The organism is Arthrobacter sp. ES3-54, assembly GCF_029504395.1.
In the GTDB taxonomy this organism is placed as follows: Bacteria; Actinomycetota; Actinomycetes; order Actinomycetales; family Micrococcaceae; genus Arthrobacter.
The window spans coordinates 74,865-101,364 of record NZ_JAQFIF010000007.1; the positions used below are offsets into that span (position 1 = coordinate 74,865).

At 68.6% G+C, this 26,500-nt stretch carries 25 protein-coding genes, 1 tRNA gene and 1 riboswitch; of the genes, 12 read left to right on the top strand and 14 right to left on the bottom strand.

Annotated features, from left to right (window positions below):
- Nucleotides 1-38: 38 nt before the first annotated feature.
- The 4 genes from M2428_RS13880 to M2428_RS13895 are packed head-to-tail and all read left to right on the top strand — an operon-like array spanning nt 39 to nt 4,169.
- The gene (locus tag M2428_RS13880) at nt 39-794 is read left to right on the top strand and encodes an ABC transporter ATP-binding protein (RefSeq protein ID WP_277526530.1); all 756 of its coding nucleotides are present in this window, start codon (nt 39-41) and stop codon (nt 792-794) included.
- The gene (locus M2428_RS13885; protein WP_277526531.1) at nt 791-2,863 is read left to right on the top strand and encodes a YhgE/Pip family protein; all 2,073 of its coding nucleotides are present in this window, start codon (nt 791-793) and stop codon (nt 2,861-2,863) included. Before M2428_RS13880 ends, M2428_RS13885 begins: the two co-directional genes overlap by 4 nt.
- Nucleotides 2,860-3,522 carry a TetR/AcrR family transcriptional regulator gene (locus M2428_RS13890; RefSeq protein ID WP_277526532.1) on the top strand — a complete coding sequence of 221 codons (663 nt, stop codon included), beginning with the start codon at nt 2,860-2,862 and terminating at the stop codon, nt 3,520-3,522. Before M2428_RS13885 ends, M2428_RS13890 begins: the two co-directional genes overlap by 4 nt.
- Before the next feature lie 8 nt (nt 3,523-3,530).
- Entirely contained in the window at nt 3,531-4,169 is a 639-nt protein-coding gene (locus M2428_RS13895; protein WP_277526533.1) for a hypothetical protein, read from the top strand.
- Between the two features lie 81 nt (nt 4,170-4,250).
- On the opposite strand, the gene M2428_RS13900 is transcribed toward M2428_RS13895, so the two are convergent.
- From M2428_RS13900 to M2428_RS13920, 5 genes are all read right to left on the bottom strand, one after another.
- Nucleotides 4,251-4,841, bottom strand: coding sequence for a hypothetical protein (locus M2428_RS13900; RefSeq protein WP_277526534.1), 591 nt, complete (start codon nt 4,839-4,841; stop codon nt 4,251-4,253).
- Nucleotides 4,842-4,981: 140 nt separating this feature from the next.
- Nucleotides 4,982-5,509, bottom strand: a complete 528-nt coding sequence (locus tag M2428_RS13905) for a histidine phosphatase family protein (protein WP_277526535.1) — start codon at nt 5,507-5,509, stop codon at nt 4,982-4,984.
- A gap of 54 nt (nt 5,510-5,563) precedes the next feature.
- The gene (locus tag M2428_RS13910; RefSeq protein ID WP_230012628.1) at nt 5,564-5,767 is read right to left on the bottom strand and encodes a dodecin family protein; all 204 of its coding nucleotides are present in this window, start codon (nt 5,765-5,767) and stop codon (nt 5,564-5,566) included.
- 296 nt (nt 5,768-6,063) lie between these two features.
- The gene (locus M2428_RS13915; protein ID WP_277526536.1) at nt 6,064-6,927 is read right to left on the bottom strand and encodes a winged helix-turn-helix domain-containing protein; all 864 of its coding nucleotides are present in this window, start codon (nt 6,925-6,927) and stop codon (nt 6,064-6,066) included.
- Nucleotides 6,928-7,470: 543 nt separating this feature from the next.
- On the bottom strand, nt 7,471-8,529 hold the full coding sequence (locus M2428_RS13920; protein ID WP_277526537.1) for a hypothetical protein: 1,059 nt from the start codon (nt 8,527-8,529) through the stop codon (nt 7,471-7,473).
- 240 nt (nt 8,530-8,769) lie between these two features.
- On the opposite strand from M2428_RS13920, the gene M2428_RS13925 reads away from it, so the two are divergent.
- The 6 genes from M2428_RS13925 to M2428_RS13950 all read left to right on the top strand — a co-directional run bounded on the left by M2428_RS13925 (nt 8,770) and on the right by M2428_RS13950 (nt 18,150).
- Entirely contained in the window at nt 8,770-9,510 is a 741-nt protein-coding gene (locus M2428_RS13925) for a response regulator transcription factor (RefSeq protein WP_277526538.1), read from the top strand.
- A 21-nt stretch (nt 9,511-9,531) separates the two neighbouring features.
- Nucleotides 9,532-11,190, top strand: coding sequence for a HAMP domain-containing sensor histidine kinase (locus M2428_RS13930; RefSeq protein WP_277526539.1), 1,659 nt, complete (start codon nt 9,532-9,534; stop codon nt 11,188-11,190).
- A gap of 171 nt (nt 11,191-11,361) precedes the next feature.
- A riboswitch (cyclic di-AMP (ydaO/yuaA leader) is annotated at nt 11,362-11,520 on the top strand.
- Between the two features lie 4 nt (nt 11,521-11,524).
- On the top strand, nt 11,525-12,328 hold the full coding sequence (locus M2428_RS13935) for a hypothetical protein (protein WP_277526540.1): 804 nt from the start codon (nt 11,525-11,527) through the stop codon (nt 12,326-12,328).
- Nucleotides 12,329-12,489: 161 nt separating this feature from the next.
- Nucleotides 12,490-13,950: a bifunctional glycosyltransferase family 2/GtrA family protein gene (locus M2428_RS13940; protein WP_277526541.1), complete on the top strand. Its 1,461-nt coding sequence runs from the start codon at nt 12,490-12,492 to the stop codon at nt 13,948-13,950.
- On the top strand, nt 13,951-16,053 hold the full coding sequence (locus tag M2428_RS13945; RefSeq protein WP_277526542.1) for a glycosyltransferase family 39 protein: 2,103 nt from the start codon (nt 13,951-13,953) through the stop codon (nt 16,051-16,053). It abuts the gene before it with no gap.
- 6 nt (nt 16,054-16,059) lie between these two features.
- Nucleotides 16,060-18,150: a glycosyltransferase family 39 protein gene (locus tag M2428_RS13950; RefSeq protein ID WP_277526543.1), complete on the top strand. Its 2,091-nt coding sequence runs from the start codon at nt 16,060-16,062 to the stop codon at nt 18,148-18,150.
- A 55-nt stretch (nt 18,151-18,205) separates the two neighbouring features.
- Here the strand turns inward: M2428_RS13950 and M2428_RS13955 are convergent, their stop codons facing one another.
- The 4 genes from M2428_RS13955 to M2428_RS13970 form a co-directional block, all read right to left on the bottom strand.
- Nucleotides 18,206-18,886 (bottom strand): HAD-IA family hydrolase, encoded by a 681-nt coding sequence (locus M2428_RS13955; RefSeq protein WP_277526544.1) that lies wholly within the window; start codon nt 18,884-18,886, stop codon nt 18,206-18,208.
- 88 nt (nt 18,887-18,974) lie between these two features.
- Entirely contained in the window at nt 18,975-19,352 is a 378-nt protein-coding gene (locus tag M2428_RS13960; RefSeq protein WP_277526545.1) for a glyoxalase superfamily protein, read from the bottom strand.
- A gap of 57 nt (nt 19,353-19,409) precedes the next feature.
- Nucleotides 19,410-20,045: a uracil phosphoribosyltransferase gene (gene upp, locus M2428_RS13965; protein ID WP_277526546.1), complete on the bottom strand. Its 636-nt coding sequence runs from the start codon at nt 20,043-20,045 to the stop codon at nt 19,410-19,412.
- A 12-nt stretch (nt 20,046-20,057) separates the two neighbouring features.
- A complete protein-coding gene (locus M2428_RS13970) occupies nt 20,058-20,936 on the bottom strand; it encodes a phosphatase PAP2 family protein (protein ID WP_277526547.1) in 879 nt (292 codons plus the stop codon).
- 90 nt (nt 20,937-21,026) lie between these two features.
- Between M2428_RS13970 and M2428_RS13975 the strand changes: the two genes are divergently transcribed.
- A complete protein-coding gene (locus M2428_RS13975) occupies nt 21,027-21,527 on the top strand; it encodes a nucleoside deaminase (RefSeq protein WP_277526548.1) in 501 nt (166 codons plus the stop codon).
- 10 nt (nt 21,528-21,537) lie between these two features.
- Here M2428_RS13975 and M2428_RS13980 read toward each other — a convergent pair whose 3' ends face one another.
- From M2428_RS13980 to M2428_RS13995, 4 genes are read right to left on the bottom strand one after another with little or no spacing between them, the layout of a single operon-like run.
- Nucleotides 21,538-22,860 (bottom strand): crosslink repair DNA glycosylase YcaQ family protein, encoded by a 1,323-nt coding sequence (locus tag M2428_RS13980; protein WP_277526549.1) that lies wholly within the window; start codon nt 22,858-22,860, stop codon nt 21,538-21,540.
- Nucleotides 22,861-22,895: 35 nt separating this feature from the next.
- A complete protein-coding gene (locus M2428_RS13985) occupies nt 22,896-24,068 on the bottom strand; it encodes a glycosyltransferase family 4 protein (protein WP_277526550.1) in 1,173 nt (390 codons plus the stop codon).
- A gap of 9 nt (nt 24,069-24,077) precedes the next feature.
- On the bottom strand, nt 24,078-24,476 hold the full coding sequence (locus M2428_RS13990) for a 6-carboxytetrahydropterin synthase (protein WP_277526551.1): 399 nt from the start codon (nt 24,474-24,476) through the stop codon (nt 24,078-24,080).
- 3 nt (nt 24,477-24,479) lie between these two features.
- Complete coding sequence (locus M2428_RS13995) at nt 24,480-25,541, bottom strand: dehydrogenase (RefSeq protein ID WP_277526552.1); 1,062 nt, start codon at nt 25,539-25,541, stop codon at nt 24,480-24,482.
- Between the two features lie 127 nt (nt 25,542-25,668).
- Between M2428_RS13995 and M2428_RS14000 the strand changes: the two genes are divergently transcribed.
- Nucleotides 25,669-25,755, top strand: a tRNA-Ser gene (locus M2428_RS14000).
- 175 nt (nt 25,756-25,930) lie between these two features.
- Here M2428_RS14000 and M2428_RS14005 read toward each other — a convergent pair.
- Nucleotides 25,931-26,473 (bottom strand): site-specific integrase, encoded by a 543-nt coding sequence (locus M2428_RS14005; RefSeq protein ID WP_277526553.1) that lies wholly within the window; start codon nt 26,471-26,473, stop codon nt 25,931-25,933.
- Between the last annotated feature and the right edge of the window lie 27 nt (nt 26,474-26,500).

The window sequence follows — 26,500 nt, forward strand, 5'->3', positions numbered from 1 at the left end:
TAGCCTTGAGTGGACATCGTTTCTACGAAAGGCCCGCCTTGCTCTGCGTACAACAGCTCTCCGTGACCGGCCGGCGGGATGACCTGCTGCCGCCCACCTCGCTGGAGGCCGCACGCGGGGACCTCCTGCTCGTGGAAGGTGTCCGCCAGGACCAGCGCACTGCCCTTGCCCTGGCCCTGAGCGGACGCATGAAGCCCTCCGCCGGGACAGTGAGCTGGGACGGAAACGCCCGGATCAAGGTGCTCCGGCAGGCAAGCAGCGTGGTCGACTCCCCCGGCGTCAACGAGCCCGAACAGCACCTGAGCGTCCGCGACCTCGTCACCGAGGATCTGGCCTTGGTGCCGCGCCGCCACCGCGACGCGGCGCGCAGCAGGCCCTGGCTCAGGCTCAACAATTTCGAAGACATCGCCGGGCTTTGGACCGAGCAGCTGCCGGCGGGCCGGCGGACCGGGCTCCTCACGGCGCTCGCCCTCGCCAACCCGGACACCGATCTCCTTGTAGTGGACTCCCCCGACCGGCACAGCGGCGATGCTGCCGACTGGCTGCCGCGGCTGCAGGAACTGGCGCGCGACGCCGGGCGGCCGCTCGCCGTCGTCGCCACCGTCACCCGCATTCCGGTCGGCTGGACCGGGGCCGCCGCCGCGATCGGCAACGCCGTCGCACCCGCCAAACCCGCGCCGGCCGGACCCGATACTGACGGCGCTGATGCCGACCGTGCCCCGGCTCACGAAGCTGGCCCTGCCCAAACCTTCTTGCCCGAATCCCTCTCCCCCGAAACCGAGGACTCAAAGTGACTGTGCTGCGGTTGGCCCGCTCCGAGCTCAAACGCATGACCGGCGGGCTGCTGCCCAAGCTGACCATCCTGGCCCTGGCCCTCGTTCCGCTGCTCTACGGCGCCGTGTACCTCTACGCCAACTGGGATCCGTACGGCAAGCTGAACCAGATCGATGCGGCCCTGGTGGTCCAGGACTCCGGTGCCGCGTCCGCCGACGGCACGCGGCTGGAGGCCGGCCGGAAGGTGGCCGAGAGCCTGGTGGACGGCCACGTCTTCAACTGGAAGACGGTCGCCAGCACGGAGGAAGCGGACCAGGGCGTCAGCAACGGCACCTACGCCTTCGCCCTGAAAATTCCGCAGGACTTTTCCGCGAACCTGGTCTCCCCCGGCAGCTTCGACGCCGCCAACCAGGCCATGCTCAATGTCACCACCAACGATGCCAACAACTATCTCCTGAGCACCATCGTGGACAAACTGACCACCGCGGTGCACACGACGGTCGCCAAGGAGGTGGGCGAGGAGACGGCCAACCAGCTCCTCACCGGATTCGGCACCATCCATACCCAGATGCTCAAGGCCTCCGATGGCGCAGGCCAACTGGCCGACGGCGTGGCCCGGCTCCACGACGGCACTGTGACCCTGCACCAGGGCACCGGCGAGCTCAAATCCGGCGCCACCGAGCTTTACAACGGCGAGGTCAAGCTCCGGGACGGCGCCACCTCGCTCAGCACCGGGGCCGGTCAGCTCAGCAGCGGCCTCACCCAGCTCAAGGACAAGACCGCAGCCCTGCCCGCCGACGCACAACAGCTGGCAGACGGCGCCGCCCAGGTGGCCGCGGGAAACGCCGCCCTCAACGCCCAGGTGCAGGCCATTCCCGGACAACTCGCAGCCGCAGAACAAGCCGCGCAGCAGGCCGCAGCCCAGGCCCAGCGGAGCAGGGTGGTAGCGTCCACGGCACACCTGGTCGCCGCCGGCGTCCTCAGCCAGGAGCAGGCAGACAGGGTGGTAGCCGACGTCGACGCCACCGCTGCGCCGCCCGCTGCCTCCGCCGCGGCTTCTGCCTCCGCCGCCAAACTGCAGGCCGCCGCCGCGCAGATCCAGAAGCTGACCGACGGTTCCGCCGCCGTCAGCGCCGGCGCCTCGCAACTGGCTGGCGCCGCGCCCGCCCTCAGCGGCGCCGTCGCCAAGGCCTCGGCCGGGTCGGACCAGCTGGCCGCAGGTTCGGCGGCCCTCGCTGCCGGCCAGCAGAACGCCGTCGACGGCGCCGGCAAACTCGTGCAGGGTGCCCAGAAACTCGACGACGGCGCGGCGCAACTGGAGAGCGGCGCGGCGACGGCCTCCGACGGCGCCGGAACGCTCGCCACAGAACTCGCCCAGGGCGCCGGCAAGGTCCCCAACCCCGACGACACCCAGAAGGACAGCCTCTCCAAGGTCATGGCTGATCCGGTCGCCGTCAGCAATGTCTCGCAGGCCAAGGCCGGTTCCTATGGCGCCGGGCTGGCGCCGTTCTTCCTGACGCTGGCCCTGTGGATCGGCATCTTCATGCTGGTGCAGGCCATGCGCCCGGTCACCCAGCGCGCGCTGGCCTCCAATGCACCGGCCTGGAAGATTGCCGCCGGCGGCTGGCTTCCGTTCCTGGCGGTGTCCGCCGTCCAGGCGAGCCTGCTGACCCTGGTGGTGGACGTGGGGCTCGGACTGGACCCGGCCCACCCGGTGCTCATGTGGTTCCTCATGCTGGCCGCCGCCATGGCGTTCAGCGCAATCATCCAGGGTGTGGTGGCGCTGCTGGGCTCACCTGGCAAGCTCGTGGTGCTCATCCTGCTGGTCCTGCAGCTGGTGTCCTCCGGCGGCACGTTCCCGTGGCAGACCACACCCGAGCCGCTGCACGTGGTGCACCAGATCCTGCCGATGGGCTACGTGGTCAGCGGCATGCGGCACCTGATCTACGGCGCCGATCTCGCCATCATCCTGCCCACCATGCTGGGACTGGTTGGCTACACTTTGCTGGGACTGGCAATGTCCACAGTTGCCGTCCGGAAGAACAAATACTGGACCCTCAAGACACTGAAACCGGAGATCGCCGTATGACCACCAGCCAAAGCGGCGGCAGCCCGGCAGAGCCCGGGGACGCGGAGAAAAAGCTCCGGCCGGCCCGGACCAACGCCACGAAGCAGAAACTGTTCGAAGCGTCCATGGAACTGATCGGGGAGCGCGGCGCGGCCGGCGTGACGGTGGACGAGATCGCCACGGCAGCCGGGGTGTCCAAGGGCACGGTGTATTACAACTTTGGCAGCAAGTCGGACCTGATTGCCCAGCTGCTGCGCCACGGCGTGGACATCCTCATGGCACGGCTCCTGAGCGTCCGGGATGACTCCGCCGATCCCCTGGCCGCCATGGAGGAGATGATCGGCCAGGCCATGGACTTCATGGCCGAGTACCCGTCCTTTGCCCGGCTTTGGGTCAGCGAAAACTGGCGGACCCCCAGTGAATGGCAGGACACGTTCGCCGAGCTCCGCGGGCGTCTGCTCGCCGTGATCGGCTCCGCCATCGACGGTGTGGCCGCCGCCTATCCCGTGGACCCCGCCGTATCCCGGGGCAGCCTCGAAACTGCAATTTTTGGGGCCTGTTTCGTGGTGGGCTTGGATCGCCAGACGTATAACCCGGAGCGGACCAGGGAGCAGAGTGTGGCCGCAATTATGGCCTCCATGCGCGGCTACGTCGTGAAGCAGCCGCCCGCTCAGGCATGATTGTTCACATGCGTCACATGGGCACCAGCGGTAAAGTCGCCATCGGAGCGTTCCTTGCTGCCCTGGCACTTCTGGTCCTGACCGGAGTCACCCTGCACGAGTGGGTGCTGGTGTGGTTCGTCGGGGCCGCCGCCACAGCCTATGTGGCCTGCGTTGCAGAGGTGGTGGTCAGGCGCCGGCACAAGACCCTGGCCGCGAGCGGTGTCGGCAGTATCCTCTTCATCGCGTTCGGGATCGCATTCCTGCGCCAGTGGGGACTGGCCTTCAACCCCGATCCCGACGCCCTGTCCACGCGCGTCGATTCCGAGCATCCGGATTTGTACTTCTATCTGGCCGCGGTGGCCGGGGCCGTCACGTTGCTGTTGCTGTTCGCCGGCACTGTCCTGCCCGGCAAGATCGGTGGCCGGCGTGCCCCGGGGCGGGCTCCGCAACGGCGCCCGGCGACTGCCGCACGAGGCGCGGGGACCAGATCCGCGAGCCCGCGCCCGTCCGCGCCACGTCCGACGCCGAGGGGAACCGCCGCGCGGCCGGCGGCTCCGCGGGCGGTGGCCCGGCCCGCGGCGAAGTCACCCGCGAAGGCACCGGTCAAGCCACCGGTAAAGGCGCCCGCTGCCAAGTCTCCTGCCCGGACCACCGCCCGTCGCTAAAGCCCGCGCACCGGCCCTCTACTGTCTCAGCGGTTTCGGGTGAGAGGTTCGGGTCAGTGGATTCAGCTCAGAGGTTTCGAGTCAGAGGTTTCGAGGCCTGTCTTCCCGGGGGGTGGTATCCGGGCCCTGTGCGGTATCCGGGCCCTGTTCGGTATCCGGCCGCTGTGCGGTATCCGGGCCCTGTGCGGTGTCGGCCCGGGTCACGTCGTCCCGGCTGCGCTGGTCGCCGGACACTTGGTCGCCGGAGGCGGGCGTGCCGGTCGCTGGCTGGCCGGCGGCCCTCTCGGAGCGCAGATCCGCGCGGGTCGGCATTTCCTTGGTTTCGCCTTCGCGTTCGGACGTCACCACGTCAGGGTCCACTTCGTCGGCTTTGCGCAGTTGCTCCTGCGCGCCGGAGCGGACGCTTTCTGCCTCTTCTTTGCGGCTGCGGGCTTCCTGCCGCAGGCGCTCGGCTTCGAGGTCGGCCTCCTGCGCGTCGGCCTCGGCACGCACCGCTTTGGCATCACGTTCCCGCGCAGCGAATTCGTCGGCCTTGGCCTGTTCACGCATCTCGGCGGCGCGGTTCCGGTCCGCCGCCACCTTGCGCTTGCGGCTGACCATGACTGCGACTGCCACTATCGCGAGCACCACGACGATGCCGACGATAATTCCTATGAGCTGCCCTGAATCCACGGTGATCCGCCTTTTCTCTTAGGTGACTAAACCTGCCCCAAAAACCACTGGAAAAACCACATCAGCAAACAGCAACAGTAAACCGCAGAACTGGGCCGGTAGCTATGGTCTCAGCAACCGATGTCCGGGCGGACCTGCGGCTATTTGGCGCGGGGAACCTTGAAGTGGGTCAGCTTGGCGTCCTGCCCGTCCAGCTCGGACCAGGACTTTTCCGTTTCCAGGACGGTCAGAGCGCTGGTCGGAAAGCGCGTGGCAGCATCCATATAGGCGTCGTGGTCGGAATCGCGCGACGCGAGATGCATGGCGAGGTCCTGCACCCCGGGCATGTGCGAAATCACCATGAGGGTGGTCACGGTGTCCGGGACGTGGTTGATCACCGTCAACATGCGCAAGGCGGACGCGGCGTACAGGCCATCCTCGAGCTTGGGCGTCGGCGCTTTGTCCCCCAGGGCGTGGCACACCCAGGTGCAGGTCTGGCGGGTCCGCAGCGCGCTGGAGCAGAGGATGAAATCAGGGACCACTCCGTGCTTTAGCAGCCACTTTCCGGCGACGGGGGCATCTTTGTGGCCGCGCTCTTCGAGCGGCCTTTCGTGGTCGGCAACCCCGCCGGGCCAGTCGGACTTGGCGTGCCGCATGATCACCAGCCGTTTGATGTGATGCGCGCTCATGCCCCAATCCTAGTGCGGCGGCTCTTCCCAGACGCCCACGCCACCAGCGGCCGCTCAGTCTTCAAGGACAAAGGTCACTTCCAGCACGACGTGCCAGGCAACCACGGCGCCGTCGCTGATTTCAACCTTTTGTTCCTTCACCCACGCCCCCGTGACATTGCGCAGGGTCTTGTTGGCCCGGTCGACGCCCTCCTTGATGGCGGCATCAAACGAGGTCTTGGAGTTCGCGCTCAGGGTAGTAATCCGTGCAACAGACATGTCTTCCTCCCAATAGTCGGCTCAACGGTCACACCCTACGCCGCGCCCCCAAAAGGCAACAGGGTCCAAAAGCCGCGGAAGCACATGCCCGTCAGCCACCCACCCAGAGCGCCCACTGCGCAGGCGGGCGAGCGTGACTGCCCCGGCGGAAGCGAAGCGGTTTTCCGCGTAGTGCCGCATCGCCGACTGAGGAACGAAGGAGGTGTCTAAGGCACGGCGGAAAGCCGCTGAAGCTTCCGGAAACGCGAAAGCGTCCGTCCCCACAAGAGGGACGGACGCTTTGCGTGGGCTAAAAGCTAGATCGAGTATTCCGGAGCGGCCCAGACCACTACTTCGGGGTGCTCGTAGAACCGGTAGCCCTGGCCGCGCACGGTGCGCACGGTGTTGGCGAGGCGGCCGAGCTTGGAACGCAGGCGACGGATGTGCACGTCGATGGTCCGCTCGTTCGGGACCTCTTCGGCGTTCCGCCACAGGCCTTCGAGGAGCTCGTCGCGGCCCACGGTGCGGGTGCCGTTCTCCACGAGGTAGTTCAGGAGCTCGAACTCCTTGAAAGTCAGGTTCAGGGATTCGCCGTCGAGGTGCACCTCACGGCGGGCGAGGTCGATCAGCACTCCGGAAGGCCGCGGATCCTGCGGCTGCTGCAGGCGTGCGGTCTCGGTGCGCTGGCGGGCCCCTGCGGTGGGGTCACCGAAAGTCGAGCGGACGACGTCGAGGGCGGAACCCGGGGCACTGGCCGGCGCGACGGCGACGGCGGCATAGCTTTCGGCGCCGGCAACGAGCGACTGTGCGTAGGCCCGGATTTCCTGGGCAAGCTTGGCGATGGACGTGCCGGCCGCAGCTGCGGTTTCCTCGTCGATCCCCATGTACAGCACGAAGCCACGGGCCACGTTGTCGCTGGGGGCCGGACGGACCGGGCTGCCGGCACCGGGGGCAATCACGGGGGTGGGCGCCGTGGCGGGCGCGGGCGGAACGGCACGGAGCTGGCCGTAGGAGTCAGGGTTGTAGCCCTGCGCTGCATATCCGGGGGCGGGGAAGCTGCCGGTGGAGCCGGCGGGTGCGAACGCGGAGCGGCCGCCAAAGCCCTGGCGGATACCGGCGGCCTGGCCGGCCTTGCTGGCGTTACGGACGGAGATGTGGACGTATCCGGATGCAACTGACATGGAATGCTTACCTCAATGTGAAATGGCCGTCATCGCGGCTCGAATGCTTCTTTCCCCGCAATGAAATTGGGGAGGGGCGCCCGACTCTGGGCTAGGGGGCGAATGCCTAGAAACTCTCAGGGGTGTAAAAGTTAGGCGTGCATTCGACAACAGCGCATCTCGGTACCAGCGGGTGTGCTGATCCAGGAAGCTGCGGCTGCAGGTGCTGTTGAGTTCTTGTTCACAATTGAAGTGTGCAACGTAACAATGCGAACGTGCAAGTAACAAAGGATCCCAGGTTCCACATAGTGAGACAGATCCGAGGAATGTAGCGCAAGTCACAATTCTAAGCCTGCAATAAAATAACAAGTGTTTTGCCGACCGGAAGGTTGGGAAATGGTATTCGCCGAATATTATTCGGACCTACCTGCAATTCGACTGAAATCATTCACAGCATGGCAAACAGGCAAAACCGGGCCCTTCCGCCGTTGCCTGCGGGGCCGTCCACGGAGTGGGCAGCCGCCATTGCGGCCTGGCTCGGCGGCAACGGCGGCTGCGGCGGTGTCAGTTGGACTGGCCCGTGGCGGTCGCCGCCACAACCATGACCGACGACGCCGTATACCCGGACCCGTCCTTGGCCGCCACGATCCGCACTGTCCCGCCCGCGACGATGTCCGCCACGCTCAACTGCGTGCCCGTACCGCCCGCCTGCTGGCGCCTCTGTTGCAGATTGCTCACCACCACATCGGCGTCCAACGCATAGCTGCGCGTGAACCCGTCACTGCTTTTGACTGTGACGGAGGACGAACTAATCACGCTCACGGCGCCCAACTGCTCGGCCATGGTGGTGTACTCGGATCCTTGCAGCACGACGTATTCGGCGTGCACTGCGGCGGAAAGCCCGCCGCCCATCCCGCCGGCAGCAAAGTCGCCGGGACCGCCTTGCCCCGACATGCCGCCTCCGGCGAAACCGCCCTGTGCCGAACCGGGCATGCCCGGGGCAACACCCTGGCCGCCCACCCCGCCGCCCGCCGCCCCACCGGCGGCCGTGCCGGCAGCACCATTGGCTGCCGCTGAACTTGAGGTAAGGGCGTAGACCCCCACCCCGGCGCCGACTGCCAGGACAGCTGCGGCCCCGGCGACGGCGAGCCCCCGGGTGAGGGTCCAGGGCTTGGCATACGAGCCGGTCCTGGCGGCCGCTCCCGGCGGGCCCCAGCCTGCGGCGGCCGCCGTCGCCTGAGACTCCTGCCGGGGCATGCCCCAGGGCGCTGCCGATGCCGGCACTGTCGAAACCGGGGGCGCGCCCCAGCCGGAGGCAGCCCCGGCTGCCGGGTGCCCGGCGTCGAACTGCCCGGCGTCGAACTGCCCGGCGCCATTGTGTACGGCGTCAGGGTTCCGAGATTCATGTTGTCCTGCGCTGTATTGTCCGGCTTCAGGGTGTCCTGCGCTGTATTGTCCGGCCTCATTGTGTCCGGCGTTGTACTGTCCGGTGTTGTACTGCACAGCCGCCTGGGGCGTGGTCACGGGCGCCGGCGCCGCTGCTGCCGCTGTTGTGTTGGGGGCTGATTCGGGGGTGGGCTTGGGGGCTGGTCCGGGACCGGCTCCGGCATGCTGACCGCTCATGGTGTTTCTCCTTAGGGTGCGGATCGGTGTCCACCCCAGAGTGCTGAGTGATTCTGTGCCTCGGCTGTGCGGGCCGACAGCCGGGCCTGTGACGTTCGGGCAGGACGGGAAAACCGGATTGAGCGTTGCCGTTGCACCCTCTACTGCCCGGAAGGGCATTCAGCTCGCTAGGCTGGGATTCACAGGTGCCGCACAGGGTCCCCAAAGCCCCGCCTAACCGGCAGATCGGAGAGTTGTCCCATGGCCACTTCGCACTCCATGACTAACAACCTTCCCCAGCTCACGCATCCGAACGGCTCCCCCATCCGCGCGCTGGTGGTAGACGACGAGCCCAGCCTCTCCGAGCTCATGAGCATGGGCCTGCGGATGGCTGGCTGGTCCGTGGCTGTCGCGGAAGACGGGCCCGGAGCCGTCCGGCTTGCCAAGGAGTTCCGCCCCGACGTGCTGGTGCTGGACGTGATGCTCCCCGGGTTCGACGGCGTCGAGCTGCTCAGCAGGATCCGCGCGTTCGCGCCGGAGGTGCCGGCGCTGTTCCTCACGGCCAAGGATGCCGTCCAGGACCGCATTACCGGCCTGGCGGCCGGCGGCGATGACTACGTCACCAAGCCGTTCAGCATGGAAGAGGTCCTGCTGCGCCTGCACCGGCTGGTCCAGCGCTCAGGGGTGGCCGCGATGGACACCGCCGAACTCGTGGTGGGGGACCTTGTGCTCAATGTCGACACCCGCGAAGTCACCAGGGCCGGTGAGGAGTTGCATCTGACTGCCACGCAGTTCGAGCTGCTGCGCTACCTCATGGAAAACCCGAAACGGGTCATCAGCAAGGCCCAGATCCTGGACCGTGTCTGGGACTATGACTTCGGCGGGCAGGCCAACATCGTGGAACTGTACATTTCCTACCTCCGCAAGAAGGTCGACGTCAACCATGCGCCTATGATCCACACGGTCCGCGGCGCCGGCTACGTCCTGAAGCCGGCGGACTGATCCGTGCCCACGCTTTCCGGCATGACCCGTGTCCCCGGACGCGACTGGCGCAACCCGTCCACGTGGCATTTGCGCACCCGCCTGGTCCTCGTCGCCATGGCGCTGCTGGTGGCCATCTGCGGCGCCGTGGGGCTGTTCAGCTATGCCTCCATGGACCTGTTCCTTACCCGACAGCTCGATGACCAGCTCAGTAATGCTTCGCGCCGCTCGAGCGACTTCGGCCGTCCCGCGTCCGGCAACCCGGCCGGCCGCCCCGACCCCCTCGAAGCCCGGGGGCAGGGCGTCGGGACGCTGAACGCCCGCATTGAGGACGGTGAGGTCAGCAGAGCCGGCTTCCTGGCCGGGGACGCCACTCGCAAGAGCCTCTCCCCCGATGACAACGCGGTCCTCCTGGCGCTCACCCCGAACGGTGTGCCCGTGGACCGGACCCTCTCAGCCGGCGCGTACCGGCTCACCGCCGTGCGGGCACCCTATGGCGACGTGATTGTCACCGGACTTCCGCTGGCAGAAAAGGACAGCACGCTGACCTCGCTGGTCTGGACCATGGTGGTGGTCTCCGCCGGCGGACTCGTGCTGATCGGCCTCGCCGGTACGGCCCTGATCCGGCGGACCATGAAGCCGCTGGAACAGCTCTCCGAGGTGGCCACCAAGGTCTCCCGCCTCCCGTTGGACGCCGGCGAGGTGGCGCTGGGGGTACGCGTCCCGGCGTCGGCGGCCCACCGCGGAACAGAAGTGGGCAGCGTGGGCTACGCGCTGAACAAGATGCTGGACAACGTCTCCAATGCCCTCGAGGCACGACAGGAGAGCGAGATGAAAGTGCGGCAGTTCGTCGCCGATGCCTCGCACGAACTCCGCACCCCGCTTACGGCCATCCGCGGCTACACGGAGCTGATGCGGATGACCGAGCATTTCACCCCCGACGGCGAGAGATCCCTTGCCCGAGTGCAAAGCCAGTCCGAGCGGATGACCACCCTGGTGGAGGACTTGCTGCTCCTGGCGCGCCTGGACGAGGGACAGCCGCTCAAGATCTCCGACGTCGATCTCACGCAGCTGGCCGTCGAGACGGTGAGCGATGAGAAAGTCATGGCCCCGGACCGCATCTGGCAGCTGGAACTTCCGGAGGAGCCCGTGGTGGTGCGCGGTGACGCGACCCAGCTGCACCAGGTCCTCGCCAACCTCCTGTCCAATGCACGCAAACACACGGCACCCGCGACCAAGGTGGTCACGGGCGTCATGCGTTCGGCTGACGGCAGCGCCGTGGTCACCGTGACGGACAACGGCAACGGCATCGCTCCGGAATTCGTCGGCCGGGTCTTCGCCCGCTTCGCACGGGCCGACGCGGCGCGCACCAATCCCGCGGCCAGTCCCGCAGCCAGCGCCGCAGCGAACTCAACGGTCGTAACGGCGGGGGCCCGGTCCGGGTCCGCCGCACACTCGGTTTCCGGCACGGATTCCCGTGCTGCTTCCGGTACTGTTTCTGGTGCCTCCGGCGTTCCGGCCGGCGGCGGCCGCGGTCCGGGCACGGCGACTGCCGCGCCGACCTCGGAGGGCACGAGCGGTTTGGGTTTGTCCATTGTCCAGTCGATCGTGGAGGCCCACGGAGGGACCGTCGAAGTCACGTCCCGGCCGGGCCGCACGGAGTTCGCCGTGCGGCTGCCCGCGGCGCCGCCGTCGGCGTAGCCAGCCACACGAACCCTGGTTCGATCTCCCTGGGGGATCCGGCGCAAGCCGACACCCCGCTGCTGTGACTCCTGTTACCAAAATGTGACTTAAGCGTTTGGGTCCTGTAGCGTTTTAGGAGTGCGCTGCCATTGGTGCCGCATATCCGGATGGACGCCAAACTCTGCCGCTTCCCGGATTCCGCTGGACCAGGCAGAGGCGGGGGACCCAGAGTTCCCGGGCATTCTGCATTTCTTGCGCCCTCGGGGTGAAGCCGACACGTGATGTTCCGTGCGGCCGGATGACCTCATCCGAACCCGACAGCTAACTCCGCCGGCGTTGAGAGGCCATCATCATGACTGAATTCCAGGTACAGCCGCGCCCTGACGGCGATTCCCGTTCCAGCTCCACCAAGTCGCGCCACCGCGCCGAACCGGCCACGCAGGCATCCGCCCTGTCCAGGCTGGCCACCGGGCTCGGCATCACCGGCCGCCGCGCCGCCGTCATCACCGCCGCCTGCGCCATGCTGGTGGGGGGCGGCGCCGCCGCCCAGGCGGCAGAGCCGGGCGCCCACACGGCGAACGTTGGGAGCCAAACGGCCACTAGCGCCGACCCGCTGGCCAAGCTCAACTTCGAACGAGTCGAGGTCGCTGCGCCCACTGCGCCAGCGGACAACAGCGTGGTAGCCAAGGCCCCGGCGGCTAAGCCCGCCAAAGCACCCGCCCCGGCACCCGCCAAGGCCCCGGCTCGTGCAGCCGCTCCCGCCAAGGCCCCCGCACCCGCCAAGGCACCGGTTCGCGCAGCCGCTCCCGTCAAGGCTCCCGCACCCGCCAAGGCCCCGGTCGCCATCGACGACCCCGCCGGCGCCCAGGCCTACGCCGCGGCCCAGCTGGGCAAATATGGCTGGGCACCTAACCAGATGCAGTGCCTGCATAAGCTCTGGACCAAGGAATCGGACTGGAAGACGACTGCCACCAACGCCAGCAGCGGCGCGTACGGCGTGGTCCAGTCCCTGCCCGCCTCGAAGATGGCGAGCGCCGGCGCCGACTACAGGACCAACTACCGGACCCAGATCAACTGGGGTCTGAACTACGTCAAGGAACGCTACGGCTCCCCCTGCGGCGCACTGAACTTCCACTACGCGCACAACTGGTACTAAACCGGCACTACCCGGCCCACCAAAGGAGGCCCCGGATCCAACATGGATCCGGGGCCTCCTTTGCGTATCCCCGGCCAGACCTGCCGCACTGGCCGGACTTCCACAGCCCCCGCACAGCCTGACCATAAAGCCCACATATGGGCCGCCGGGAAAGTTGAGCCATGACATCCACAGACCAGGCCACAGGAACCCTGCCCCGCTCCACGGCGACGCCGGCCGGCCCGGCGGCACCGGCTGCACGGTCAGGGCTCGCCCTGACCGACGCGCCCATCCCGGCCCCGTCCGGCGGGCTACTTTCCGGACCCGGCGGCCGACGCTCAGCCATTGACACGCGTACCAGCACACCCGTGCTGGACATCACCATTCCGGTCTTCAACGAAGAACGGGATCTCGAAGCATGCCTGCGCCGGCTCCATGCGTACCTTCTCGGCGCCTTCCCGCACTCCTTCCGGATCACAGTGGCGGACAACGCCAGCACCGACGGAACGCTCAAGGCGGCGGAACGCGTAGCCCGCGAGCTGCGCGAAGTGACGGTGGTCCATATGGCCGAAAAAGGCCGCGGAAACGCGCTTCGCAAGGTGTGGCTTGCCTCGGCGTCGCCGGTCCTGGCATACATGGACGTGGATCTTTCCACTGATCTGGCCGCCCTCGGGCCGCTCCTCGCGCCGCTCATTTCGGGGCACTCCGACCTGGCGATCGGGACGCGGCTGACCCGCAACTCGCGCGTGGTCCGCGGACCCAAGCGCGAATTCATCTCGCGCAGCTACAACTTGCTGCTGCAGTCCCTCATGGGCGCCCACTTCAGCGATGCGCAGTGCGGTTTCAAGGCGATCCGGGCGGATGTGGCGCGGCAGCTGCTCCCCCACACGCTGGACAACGTCTGGTTCTTCGACACCGAGCTGCTGGTCTTGGCAGAAAAGTGCGGCCTGCGCGTCCACGAAGTCCCGGTGGACTGGACCGACGACCCTGATTCGAGCGTGGACATCGTCCAGACTGCCCTCGCCGACTTGCGCGGCATGGCACGGTTGAGCCGGGACCTGGTCTCGGGCCGGGTCCCGGTGCCCGAACTGCGCGCCGCCCTGGCCCGCGGACCGCTGCCGGCCGCCTCGCGGACCCAGGAACAAAGCTCCGGCGGAAGCCTCTTCGGGCAGCTCGTACGATTCGGCAGCATCGGCGTCGCCTCTACCCTGGCCTACCTGGCGATTTTCCTGCTCTGCCGCGGGCTCATGGACCCGCAGTTGGCAAATTTCCTCGCGTTGCTCACAACCGCCGTGGCCAACACCGCGGCCAACCGGCGCTTCACGTTCGGCATCCAGGGCAGCAGCCAGGCGGCACGCCACCATTTCGAGGGACTGCTGGTCTTTGGGATCGGGCTGGCACTGACCTCGGGCGCCCTCACCCTGGTGCACGCCGCGTCGGGAGCGGCACCGGACCGCTGGCTTGAACTGCTCACGGTCACCGCCGCCAATCTGGCCGCCACAGCAGCGAAATTCCTGCTCTTCCGGCTGGTGGTCTTCCGCCACAGGCCCAGCCACACCGTTCCGGTGCCCGGCGCCACGAATGCTGTTCCCGCGCCCGGCGCCCCCGAAGCTTCCCTCCCCCGCACAGAAAAGGCCAAGTAAATGACGGCAACCATCAGCCCCACCGCCGGAGCCCAGTCCGGCTCCCCGGCCGGCAGCCCGCCGGCAGCACGGGAAACGCCCGGCACGGTAGCTGGGGACGCCGGGACGGCGCCCCGTCCGCCCGCAGCCCACGTGTCCGCGACCCACCCTCCCGCAGCCCAGAGCCGCCGGGACCGCCTGCTGTTCGGACCGCAGGCCTGGTGGGTGCGGCCCTCGGCGGCGCTGCTGCTGGTAATCACCGCGGCGTTGTACCTGTGGAACCTGGAAGCCACCGGCTACGCCAATTCCTTCTACGCCGCGGCGATCCAGGCCGGGACCAAGGACTGGACCGCGCTGCTGTTCGGTTCCCTCGACGCCGGCAATGCCATCACGGTGGACAAGCCGCCGGCCGCCCTCTGGATTCCCGCCCTCGCGGGACGGATCTTCGGCTTCTCGGCACTGAGCATGCTCATTCCCCAGGCACTCATGGGAGTGGCCGCCGTCGGGCTTCTCTATCTGACCGTCAAGCGCGTGTCCGGACCGGCTGCGGGCCTGCTCGCCGGCGGCGCCCTGGCGCTGACCCCGGTGGCCGCCCTCATGTTCCGGTTCAACAACCCGGACGCGATGCTTACCCTGTGCTTGGTGCTGGCCGCGTACCTCACCACGCGCGCCATCGAGAAGGCCGGGTGGAAGTGGCTCGCCGCGGCCGGCGCGGTGATCGGCCTGGCCTTCCTGTCCAAGATGCTGCAGGGCTTCCTGATCGTTCCCGGGTTGGCACTGGCCTACCTGTGGGCGGCGCCCACCACGCTCGGCCGCCGGCTCCTGCACCTGCTGGCCGCCGCCGCGGGGATTGCGGTGGTGGCAGGAAGCTACCTTGTGCTGTTCCAACTGACCCCCACCTCGGTCCGCCCCTACATGGCGGGCTCGGAAACCAACAGCTTCCTGGAACTCACGTTCGGCTACAACGGACTGGGCCGGATCACCGGGTCAGGCGGGGGCATACCCGCCGGAGGCAACACCGGAGGCAACCTGGGCGGGAACGCCGGCGGCCCCGGCGGCAACGGAAACGTGGGCTTCGGCGGCACGGCCGGGATCACCCGGATGTTCGGGACCAGTTTCGGCGGCGAGGTGTCCTGGTTGCTGCCGGCGGCCCTGATCCTGCTGGCGGCCGGGTTGTGGTTCACCCGGCGCGAGGCGCGGACCTCCAAAACCCGTGCGGCGCTCCTGCTGTGGGGCGGCTGGCTGGTGATCACAGCCGGAATCTTCAGCTTCATGAGCGGCACCGTGCATCCGTACTATGCCGTGGCGCTGGCCCCCGCGATCGCTGCCTTGGCGGGCATCGGCTCCCTGGAACTGTGGCGGGGCCGGGCCTACTGGCCGGCGCGGGTTGTCCTGGCCGTGACAGTACTGGCCACCTCGATCTGGTCCGCAGTGCTCCTGGGCCGCGATCCGGCCTGGCTTCCCGGGCTCCGGCTGATCGCCGTGGTCCTGGGCGTACTCGCGGCCGCGGCGTTGCTCCTGCGGGCAGACAGCTTGGCTGCCCTGCCGGCGCGGTTCCGCAAGGCCGCCACGGCGGGGGTTGTGATCCTCGCGCTGCTCGCCGGCGGGCTCGGGAGCACCGCCTGGACGCTGGCGACCGTGGCCCAGCCGCATTCCGGCTCGATCCCCACGTCCGGTCCCACCGCGTCCGCGATGGGCGGCGGCTTCGGGGCAGCAGGCCGGACCGGCAGTGACGGTGCTGATGGCGGCGCCGGCGGCGCGGTCGGTGGCGGCCCGGGCGGGGAAACGTCCTCGGCGGAGCTGACAGCGCTGCTGAAGTCCTCCGGCGCCAAGTGGTCCGCGATTGTCTCCGGCGCCACCCAGGCCTCGAGCCTGGAACTCGCCACCGGCACCAGCGTGATCGCACTCGGCGGCTGGAACGGCGGCGACCCCTACCCGACGCTCGCACAGTTCCAGGCGATGGTGGACCGCGGCGAGATCGGCTACTTCATCTCCGGCGGCATGGGCGGCATGGACGGAATGGGCGGGGGCCGCGGGGGCAACTCCGAGGTCGCCACCTGGGTCGCGGCCAACTACCAGGCCCAGACCCTGGGCAACACCACTGTCTACAAGCTGGGAGTATAGGCCGCCATGACTGACACCCTGAGCCCCAGCGCTGCACCGGCCCTGACGCCAGGCCCGCCGCAGCCGCAAGTCCCGGACGGTCGCCGGCGTCGGGAGCCCGTGGCTGCCGGCGGCACGCGCGCCGTCCCAGCCGCCCGGCCGCTGCGGCGGCGGCTGGAACTCGCGGCCCTGCTACTGGCCACGGCCGTGCTGTACCTGTGGAACCTCGGCGCCTCCGGCTGGGCGAACGCTTTCTACTCCGCGGCGGCCCAGGCGGGGTCGCAGGACTGGGCGGCCTGGTTCTTTGGCTCTTCCGACGCCGCCAACGCCATCACCGTGGACAAGCCGCCGGCGTCGCTGTGGGTGATGGGGCTGTCGGTGCGGATCTTCGGGCTGAGCTCCTGGAGCGTCCTCGTGCCGCAGGCGCTCATGGGCGTCGGCACGGTCTGGCTCCTCTATCTGGCCGTACGCCGGGCCGCGTCCCCCGCCACTGCCGACGCCCGCCTGGCCCACCGCGCGGGGCTCCTCGCCGGTGCGGTCATGGCGCTGACCCCGGTGGCCGTGCTGATGTTCCGGTTCAACAACCCGGACGCCCTGCTGGTGCTTTTGATGACCGCGGCCGCCTACGCCGTGTTGCGTTCCATCCAGGATGCGCGCCTGCGCTGGCTGCTGTTCGCCGGGGCGCTCCTGGGCTTCGGGTTCCTCACCAAACAGCTGCAGGTCCTGCTGGTTGTCCCCGGCTTCGCCGTGGCCTACCTGCTCGCGGCGCCGGCCGCGGCAGGCCGGCGGATCCTCCACCTGCTCTGCGCAGGCGCGGCGATGGCCGTCGCGGCCGGGTGGTGGCTGGCGGCCGTCGAACTGATTCCCGCGGCCAACCGCCCTTACATCGGCGGCTCGCAGAACAACTCCATCCTGGAGCTGACCCTCGGCTACAACGGCCTGGGCCGGCTGAACGGCGATGAAACCGGGAGTGTGGGCGGCAGCAACGGCTGGGGCACGCCCGGGCTGTTCCGGCTCTTCAACAGCGAGTTCGGTGGCCAGATCGCCTGGCTGCTGCCCTCGGTGCTGCTCCTCGGAGCCGGGCTGCTCTGGCTGGGCCGGCGCGCGCCGCGCACCGACGCAGTGCGGGCCGCAGTGATCATCTGGGGCTCCTGGGTTGCCGTCACCGGCCTGACGTTCAGCTTCATGGCCGGGATCATCCACCCGTATTACATGGTGGCGCTGGCTCCCGGGATGGCCGGGCTCGCCGGGCTCGGCGGCGTCCTGCTCTGGCAGCGGCGGGACCAGCCTGTAGCGGCCGCCGTCCTCGCCGTGGCGATCGTGGCGGCCGGGGCCATGGCCGCCGTACTCCTCGGTCGCACCGCGGCGTACTTGCCGTGGCTGCGCTGGGTGGCGCTCCTGGGCTCCCTCGCCGCCGCGGCCCTGGTGCTGGCCGCCGCGGCGCCGGGAATCGAGGGGTCGGGAATCAAGGGGGTCGCGGGACCGGGGATGAAGGTGTCCGGGATCATGGCGCGGACGACGGCGACGCTCGCCGTCGTCGCGGCCCTCGCCGGACCGCTGGCGTACTCGCTGTCCACCGCGTCCACGGCGCACAGCGGCTCGATTGTCAGTGCCGGGCCGGCCGTGTCCGGACGGGGCGGGGCCGGGCTGCCGCCGTCCCTCGGCGGTGCAACAGGCGGCGGCCTCGGCGGTGCAACGGCGGCTAACGGCACCGGCACAGGCACTGGCCGCGGCCCGGGAGCGGGCGGGGTCGGCGGAATGGGCGGACTGCTGGGGGCCAGCACGCCGTCGGCGGACCTCGTGACCGCGCTGCAGACAAACGCGGGCGCCTACACCTGGGCTGCCGCCGTCGTCGGGTCCAACAACGCCGCCGGCTACCAGCTGGCAACGCAGCTCCCCGTGATGGCCGTGGGCGGGTTCAACGGCACGGACCCCGCGCCCACCCTGGCACAGTTCCAGCAGTACGTGGCCGACGGCAAGATCCACTACTTCATCGCCGGGCGCATGATGCAGGGCGAAAGCGGATCCGACGACGCCGCGCAGATTGCCGCGTGGGTGCAGGACAATTTCACCGCCCAGACCGTGGGCGGGACCAGCGTGTATCTGCTGGCAGGTTAGGCGCAGGCTAGGCGGGCGGGGCCGGGCCTCGGCAGCGCCGGGGCCCCGGCTGGGCCTAGAAGGTGAAGGACAGGGTGCGCACTCCGGTGCCGGTGACGTGCGTGGTCACGGCGACCCCGGTGTAGTCGGGAATGTGAAGGACACCGTCCGGCAGTTCGCCGGCGTTGGGCCCTACCGCCACGGTCCGGATGCCGGCGGCGATCCCCGCAGCGATGCCCGCCGGGGCGTCCTCGAAGATCACCGCATCGGCCGGGGCCACACCCAGCAGGGACGCCGCCCGGAGGTATCCCTCAGGGTGGGGTTTGCCCCGGCTGACGTCCTCGGACATGACCGAGACGGCCGGGACGCGGATCCCCGCAGCTGCCATCCGGACCTCGGCCAGGTCCCGGGAAGCGCTCGTCACCAGCGCCACTGCATCCGGCGGCAGGCTCGACAGCAGCTCCAGGGCGCCGGGCACCGGGACGATGCCGCGGGTCTCGGCCAGCTCCATCCGTCCCAGCTCGGCGGCGAGGGCGCGGACGTCGGATCCGGCGGGGGCAAACCTGCGGACCGTGTCCATGGCCTGGACCCCATGGGAGGAGCGCAGGATCTCGCCGATATCCAGGCCGTAGCGCCCGGCAAACGTGGTCCAGACCTGCTCCACGATGCTGGTGGAATCCACTAGCGTGCCGTCCATATCGAACAGGACGGCGCGGGCGGTCAGGGTGGCAGTACTGGAACGGGCTGGAAGGCTCATGCCTCCATCCTGCCGCATGGCCCGGTCTATCCGCTGGCCGGGCCGCCCGTCGGTCCGGGGCGAAGTCCCCTCGGACCGTCGGGCTGGATCAGCCGTTGGGCCGGTGGGGGACGTACTGCACGGCCCATTTGTTGCCGTCGGGGTCGGCGAAATGGACGAAGTGCCCCCAGTCCTGGACGTCGACGTCGCTGACGTCCACGCCGTTGTCCTTGAGCTGCTTGTGCGCGGCCTGGATGTCGCTGACCACAAGCTGCAGGGATGGAGCCGTACCGGGCGGGGCGTCGTTGAGGCCCTCGCCGATGGCAATCGAGCAGCCGGAGCCCGGCGGAGTCAGCTGGACGAACCGGATGCCGTCCATGGGCCGCTCGTCGTAGTCGGCGTTGAAGCCCACCTTGTTGACATAGAAATCCTTGGCCCGGTCCACATCGGACACCGGCACAAACACGAGTTCAAGTTTCCAATCCATTCCGCACACGCTAGCGCGGACCGCGGCAATGCGGAAGGGACCCCTGGCGAACTGGACCTAGCCGGCGATGCCGTACAGGCGGTCTCCGGCGTCGCCCAGGCCGGGCACGATGTACGACTTCTCGTTGAGCTTCTCGTCGATCGAGGCCAGGACGATTGTCACGTTGGAGTCGGAGAGCTCTTCCTCCAGCTTGGCCAGGCCCTCCGGGGCGGCAAGGAGGCAGATGCACGTGATGTCGGAGGCGCCGCGCTTGAAGAGGAATTTGATGGCCTCACGCAGGGTTCCGCCGGTGGCCAGCATGGGATCGAGGACGAAGATCTGCCGGTCCGTGAGGTCCTCCGGGAGGCGCTCGGCGTACGTGATTATGTCCAGGGTCTCTTCGTCGCGGGCCATGCCCAGGAAGCCGACCTCGGCGGTGGGAACCAGCTTGGTCATGCCCTCGAGCATGCCCAGCCCGGCCCGGAGAATCGGGACCACCAGAGGGGTCGGCTTGGTGAAGTAAGTGCCGATGGTGGTGCTGACGGGCGTCTCGATGGTCTTCGGTTCGGTGCGGACGTCACGCGTGGCTTCGTAGGCCAGGAGCGTGACAAGCTCCTCGGTGAGCTGGCGGAAGACCGGGGACGGGGTGTTCTTATCCCGCAGAACGGTGAGCTTATGGGCGACCAGCGGGTGGTCCACAACGAGAGTGCGCATGGGTCAAAACTATCACCCGGTTGCTGAGGACCGTCCCGCAGTGCCGGGGGTATCGGCGTCGTTGGCGTCGGTCTGTGCAGTGCCGCCGGCAGTGCCGCCGGCGGGGCCGCCGGCAGTGGCGCCGGCGGCGCCGTCATGGAGGTGGGCGGGATGCTCGAAGGTCGGCGCTTCCCCGGCGTGTTCCCGGCGCCGCAGCACATGGAAGAACCGGTGGGCCAGGATCACAATCCCCACCCAGGCCAGCCCGATGACCCAGCCGACGATCACGTCGGTCAGCCAGTGATGGCCCAGATAGACCCGACTGAGGCCCATCGCGACGATGAAGATCACACCCGCCGCGATCAGGCCGATCCGAGCGCTGGTCCGTTTGATCTGCAGGCAGGCCAGGTACACCACGAGCGCGATCACCACCGTGGTGTTCAGTGTGTGACCGCTCGGGAACGACGGCGAGGTCTCGTAGGGCGGCACCGCGTCGGCATGGTCCGGGCGGACGCGGCCGATCATTTTCTTGCCCAGGGTTGTGGCAGTCACCGACGCGGCGGCCGCGCCGCCGATCAGGATCAGCGGCCGCCAGCTCCGGGAGGTGTAGATCAGCAGCGCCGTCAGGATGCTGCCTAAGATGGGCATCCCGATGCCGCCGCCGATGTTGGTGAACCCGGTGATGAAGGCGTCCAAGCCAGGGCTGCGCAACTGTTCCATGAACGCCAGTGCCGGCTTGTCCAGGTTCGCGAGGCCGGCGTCGTCCACCACGTTGTCGTAGACTTCTGCGCTGACCAGCGCCAGGATCACCACCACCACGCCGCCGATCAGCATGGTGATCCACAGGGCCGCGTAGGGCACCACCCATTTGCCCCAGCGCCGCGCCAGCCAGTTCTCTGTTCCGGTGGTCACGGCCGTCTCCCGACTACTTGACTACATTAACTAATTGGGCCGCGCAGCCGAGCTGCACAGCATGCTTAGGATCGAAACTATCATTGACCCATGACTGCCCCTGAGCCGCGCCATGCCGAATGGATGAGCCTTGCCCTGGCCGAGGCCCGGAATGCACTGGCCACCGCGGACGTGCCGATCGGCGCCGTCGTAATCGGACCGGACGGTTCCGTGCTGGGCGCCGGGCGAAACGAACGCGAGGCCCTTGGGGACCCGACGGCCCACGCCGAGATGGTCGCCATCCGGGAGGCCGCCGCGCGGTTGCGGGCGCACCGGGCGCTGGAAGGCAAGGGCGACGACGGCTGGCGGCTGGAGGACTGCACCCTGGTGGTGACGCTGGAACCGTGCGCGATGTGCGCGGGAGCGATCGTCCTCGCCAGGATTCCGCGCGTCGTGTTCGGTGCCTGGGATGAGAAGGCAGGCGCCGCGGGTTCCGTGTTCGACATCCTCCGTGAGCGCCGGCTCAACCACTGGGTGGAAGTCATTGCGGGCGTTCGGGAGCAGGAGTGCGCCGCAATGCTGCGGGATTTCTTCGCCGGGCACCGCGCCTGATCCGTTCCCGCTAGCCGGCCGCACCGACGGCCGCACCGGCGGCAGACGGCCCTGCCGCCGAGGCTCCTGCAGATGCCGCGAGCGCATCGATCCGCTTCTGCCGGGAGGCCGGAGAGTCCAGGCTGAAGGCGCGGAAATCACCGAGGTCCTCGCGGATCCAGGCTTCCACCTCGGCGATCCGCTGCGTTACGGCGGGCGTGGGGCCGTGGAACAGCCAGGGCACGATCCTCTCCTTGGCCGGTTCGTATTGCCACAGCCCGATGATCCGGCCGCGGTCCAGGATGGGGTGGTCCGGGAGATCCGCCTGCAGCGCGAGCGATCCCAGCGCCTGTTGGTGCTGGTCTTCCCCCGCGAGCAGGTCCGCCGCGTTGCGGCGCAGCAGGAACAGGGAGTCCGTTCCGGCGAGCAGTTGGATCTGTTCTCCCGCGGGCTCCTCGAATGCGGCGAGGCGGCCGACGTCCGCGGGCAGCATCCACAGCGGGTCGCCCCCGGTCTCGGCCTGTGACGGGGCCGGCGCGGTGGGCACCTCGACGGCGCCGACGGCGGCGAGCGCCGCCTTGCTTTGCGCCACCGTGAACCCCGTGAACCACTGCGATTGCTTGAAGGTGGCTCCGCCGGTCCAGCCCAGGTAGCGGCGGATCAGCTCGGTGTGCGCGTCGTCGTCGTCCAGGCCGCTGGGCGCCAGGCCCCAGGGCTCGTAGGCGTAGCGCTGCTGGTCCAGGCGGCCGTTGGCCGGGACGCGGCGGATCTTGCCCTGCGCCTGCAGGATCCCCAGGGCGGTGGGCAGCGTGGTGGTGGCGCCCTTCTTCTTGCCTTCTTCGCCGAGGTTCCGGACCGAGTCGCCCAGTTCCTCCTTGAGCTGCCGCGGATCCATCGGCCCCTCCGCCTCGGCGAGCACGTGCAGCACCTGCTCCTCCAGGAGCGTGATTTCACCCCGTTCCACGCCCAGCCGGCCGAGCACGCGGATGGCTTCGGCGGCGTCCTTGCCGAGCTTCAGCGCCCAAGCGAAGTCCTCCCGGCCCAGGACGTAAGTGCAGCCGCGGGCGACGGGCAGTTCGAGGATCCGGTGGGCGAGGACGTCGGTGTCCACCTGTTCGCGGCGGATGCCGGCCCGGGCGAAGAGCGTGAGATACGGGTTGGCGCCGCCCACGGACCGGGCCCAGCCCGCCCGGGCCAAAACCTGCTCCGCCGTGCGGCCGGCCAGTGAGCCGTCCAGGCCCTGCCGGTGCCAGGACCACGCCCGGAGCCGCTCCGGGGTCAGGCTCTGCGGCTCCGGCAGGTTGACGGGCTCTTCTACCGACGGTGATTGCGTGGCGACAGGGTGGGTGCTCATGGGCTCATTCTCCAACAGCTTCTCTGTCAGCGGTATCAAGAAGCCGTATCAACCTGCGCCGCCGGTTTCCCGGATTCGCCGGTTTCGGGAGGTTCCGGGGTTGCGGAGGTTGCTGGGGCTTCCGCCGATAGGAACTCCAGAACGGTCCGGGCGGTGGCGTCCCAGCCGGGCAACCGGCCGTGGGCGTCTGCTGCCGCGTCCCGCCAGCGTTCCCTGAGTCCGGCGTCGCCCAGCCAGCGGCGGAGCAAGTCAGCCAGCGGGGCCGGGTCCGTTCCGAGCCCGACGGCGGCGCCAGGCAGCGGCTTGTCCGGTACCGGCAAGCCGGGCAGGTTGCCCGGCACCGGCGAGCCGGACAGGTTGCCGGCGGCGAGCGCCTCGACGGCTCCGGTGCCCTCGCGCACCACCACGGGAATGCTGCGGGCCAGCGATTCGGTGACCACCAGCCCGTAGGTTTCGGCCCGGGAAATCAGCAGGCTGAGATCGGCCGCATCCCATTCAGCCTCCAGCGCCGGGCCACGGAGCTCGCCCGGAATGCTGACCCGCCCGGCCAGGCCCAACCGTTCCACGGAGTTCCGAAGCTGCGCGGCATAAACAGGGTCCGCGGTGTCCGAGCCGATGAGGGACGCCGTCCAGGGCAGATCCGTGAGGCGGGCGAGCGCGTCCAGCAGGAGCGACTGGTCCTTGTTCTCCAGCAATGCGGCCACGGCGATGAGGTGCGGCACGCCGGAGCCGCCGGACAGGCTGCCTGCCGCCAACCGGGCGGGCGCGGTGCCGGGCAGGGCCACCCTGATGCCGTCCAGGCCGTGCCGGGCGCGGATGCCCGCCGCGGCCGAACCGCTCGTGCAGATGACACCGGCCGCGGCCTGCAGGGCCCTGCGTTCATGCTCCGCATGGTCCGGCAGGGGCATGTGCAGCAGGATCCAGACCTGCTGCCCCGCCGCCCCGGCCGCCTCCAGTTCGTCGGGCGCACCGCAGGCGAGGAAGCTGTCGACCAAGATCACCGAGGGTGCCGTGTGCAAAAGGCTGGCCAGGCGCCGCCGGTCCCCCGCGCTGCCTCCAGGCCAGTCGCCGTCGAGCGGGCAGGATTCCACAGCGGCGCCGAGGGCCGCCAGTTCCCGGGCGAGCGCCGCGTTGTAGACGTTGCCGCCGGAGTTGTGCCGGATGTTGCCGGGCACCACAAACCGGAGGCGAAGGCTGGCCGGAGGCATCTGCGGTGCTTAGCGGGCGTCGAAGTCCAGCGAGAAGCTGGCCCAGGCATCGGGGGTCTCGCGCAGGGTGACGTCCAGCCCGGCGAGCTCGCGCCCGTCGTTGCCGACGCGGATCTGCGCGGCGACGGCGTCGGCGATGTATTGGGCGAGGGCCTCGGTGGTGCTCAGCTTGCCGGCGAAGTCGGGATGCTCGTCGAGGTTCTTGTAGTTCAGCCCCTCGATGACCTCGTCCAGCACGCCCCCGGCCGCGCCGATGTCCAGCACGATCGCGTCGTCATTGAGTTCACGACGGCGGAAGGTCACCTCCGTGACGAACGTGGCCCCGTGCAGGCCCTGGGCGGGGCCGAAGGCTTCGCGCGGCAGGCTGTGGGCGATCATGAAATTACGGCGGACGGTAAGACTGAACACGGGCTACCTCGTGGCTTCGGTGGGCTGGGCTTGGGCGGATGAGTCTTGGGTGGACGGGAGCTTGGCGGACACGACTCCGGCGGACGGATATTCAATGACGTGGCACAGGGCGTCCAGGGTCCCGTCGGCGAGCCGCTGGACTGCGCCGGGGAGCTCCTCGAATGTCGAGGATCCGGTGAGGAAGACGTCGAAGACCGGGTCCTGCAGCAACGACACGGCGAGCGCGAGGCGCTCGGCGTTGGTGCGGCGGTGCCGGCGGGCGCGGGCCACCATCCCCACCTGGCTGGCCCGGATGGACAGACGGCGGGCATGGAAGTCCTCCCCCAGCGGCAGGGAGATCTTCCGGTCGGCATACCAGGACATTTCGATGATGTCGCCGTCGTCGCCCACCAACTGCAGGCTCCGCTGCAGGCCTTCCTGCGAGGCCGAGCAGTGGATCACGATGTCGCAGTCCGGGAGGGCGTCGTCGGGGTGGCTGAAGTCGACGCCGAGGGCGTCCGCGAACGCGCGCTTGGCGGGGTCGACGTCGATCAGCTGCAGTCGCGCCAGCGGAAAACCGGCCAGGAGCTTGGCCACCATGCCGCCGACCAGTCCGGCCCCGATCACGGCAACCCTGTCACCCAGGCGGGGTCCGGCCTCCCAGATGCCGTTGACGGCGGTTTCCACCGTGCCGGTGAGCACCGCGCGGCGGGCGGGAACGCCGTCGGGAATCACGGTGAGTGATTCGACCGGGACGATGAAGCGGTCCTGGTGCGGGTAGAGGCAGAAGACGGTCTTGCCGGTCCAGCCCTCCGGGCCGGCCTCGACCACCCCTACGGTGAGGTAGCCGAATTTCACCGGGTACGGGAAGTCCCCCTCCTGGTTGGGGGCGGCCATGGCATCGGCGACGCACGCCGGGACGCTCGCGTGATGAACCACCAGCTCGGTGCCCTTGCTGATGCCCGAATACAGAGTCCGGACGAGCGCCTCCCCGGGTCCGGGGGTGGGCAGGTCCTCGCTGCGGAGCTCGCCCTGCTCCGGGCCGACGGTCCAATAGGCGGTGGCGTGCCGTTCAAAATTAGTCATTGTGCTTACGAATCTAGTGCCCTCTTTGTTCGTGGGGAAGCGTGCCGCGCGCGGGCGCGGCGTTGCGCGGAAGCCGTTGTGGCTCGTTTTGTAGATGGGCGCCTTGCTCCGGTAGCCTAGTCAGGTTGGTGACGTGTCCGAGCGGCCGAAGGTGCAACACTCGAAATGTTGTTTGGTGTAAAAGCCAACGTGGGTTCAAATCCCACCGTCACCGCGAATGAGAAAGGCCCTGCTTCCCTTGTAAACAAAGGGAAGCAGGGCCTTTTGCTTTGTCTAGATGGCCTTCCGTGGCAACATTTTGACAACATCAGACCGTGAGACTGCGTTTTCTAGCGCGTCCGCCACGGCGTCCAAGTCGTCATCGAACAGATCCGCGTAGACGTCCAGGGTCATCGCCGCGCTGCTATGTCCAGCATCTTCTGGACCGCTTTCACGTTGGCACCGGCAGAGACAGCAAAGCTACGTGCGGAATGCCTGAGGTCGTGTGGCGTGATCCTCGGGATGCCAGAACGCTTTACCGCTCCAGCGAACCAGCTCATGTTGTCTTCGTGGACACGCGCGGAGCGCAGGTAGCCGCCATCCTCTCCTGCAAACACGAGGTCATCACGATGCTTACCCGAGCACTGCTGCGCCAGCATCCCAGCCAAGAACCTCGGGAAGGGCACGGAGCGATGCTTATGGTTCTTCGGCGTGCCAACGACGATGCGGGAACCAACCTCGACTGCATTCTCAGTTACCAGGAATCGCCGCTTAAGCATGTCTAGATCCTTTACGCGCAGTCCGATCGCTTCGCCCCATCGCAAGCCGGAATGTGCGAGCACCAAGACCAGGGCCGGATATTTCGACTCTGAGGCCATCAAATGCACCTGCTCGTGGCTCAGATAGATATGGGCCTTCTTGGGCAGGTTCATGCCCCGCGCAGGGTTGCTCAATAGGCGTCGGTCCTTGACCCCCTCATC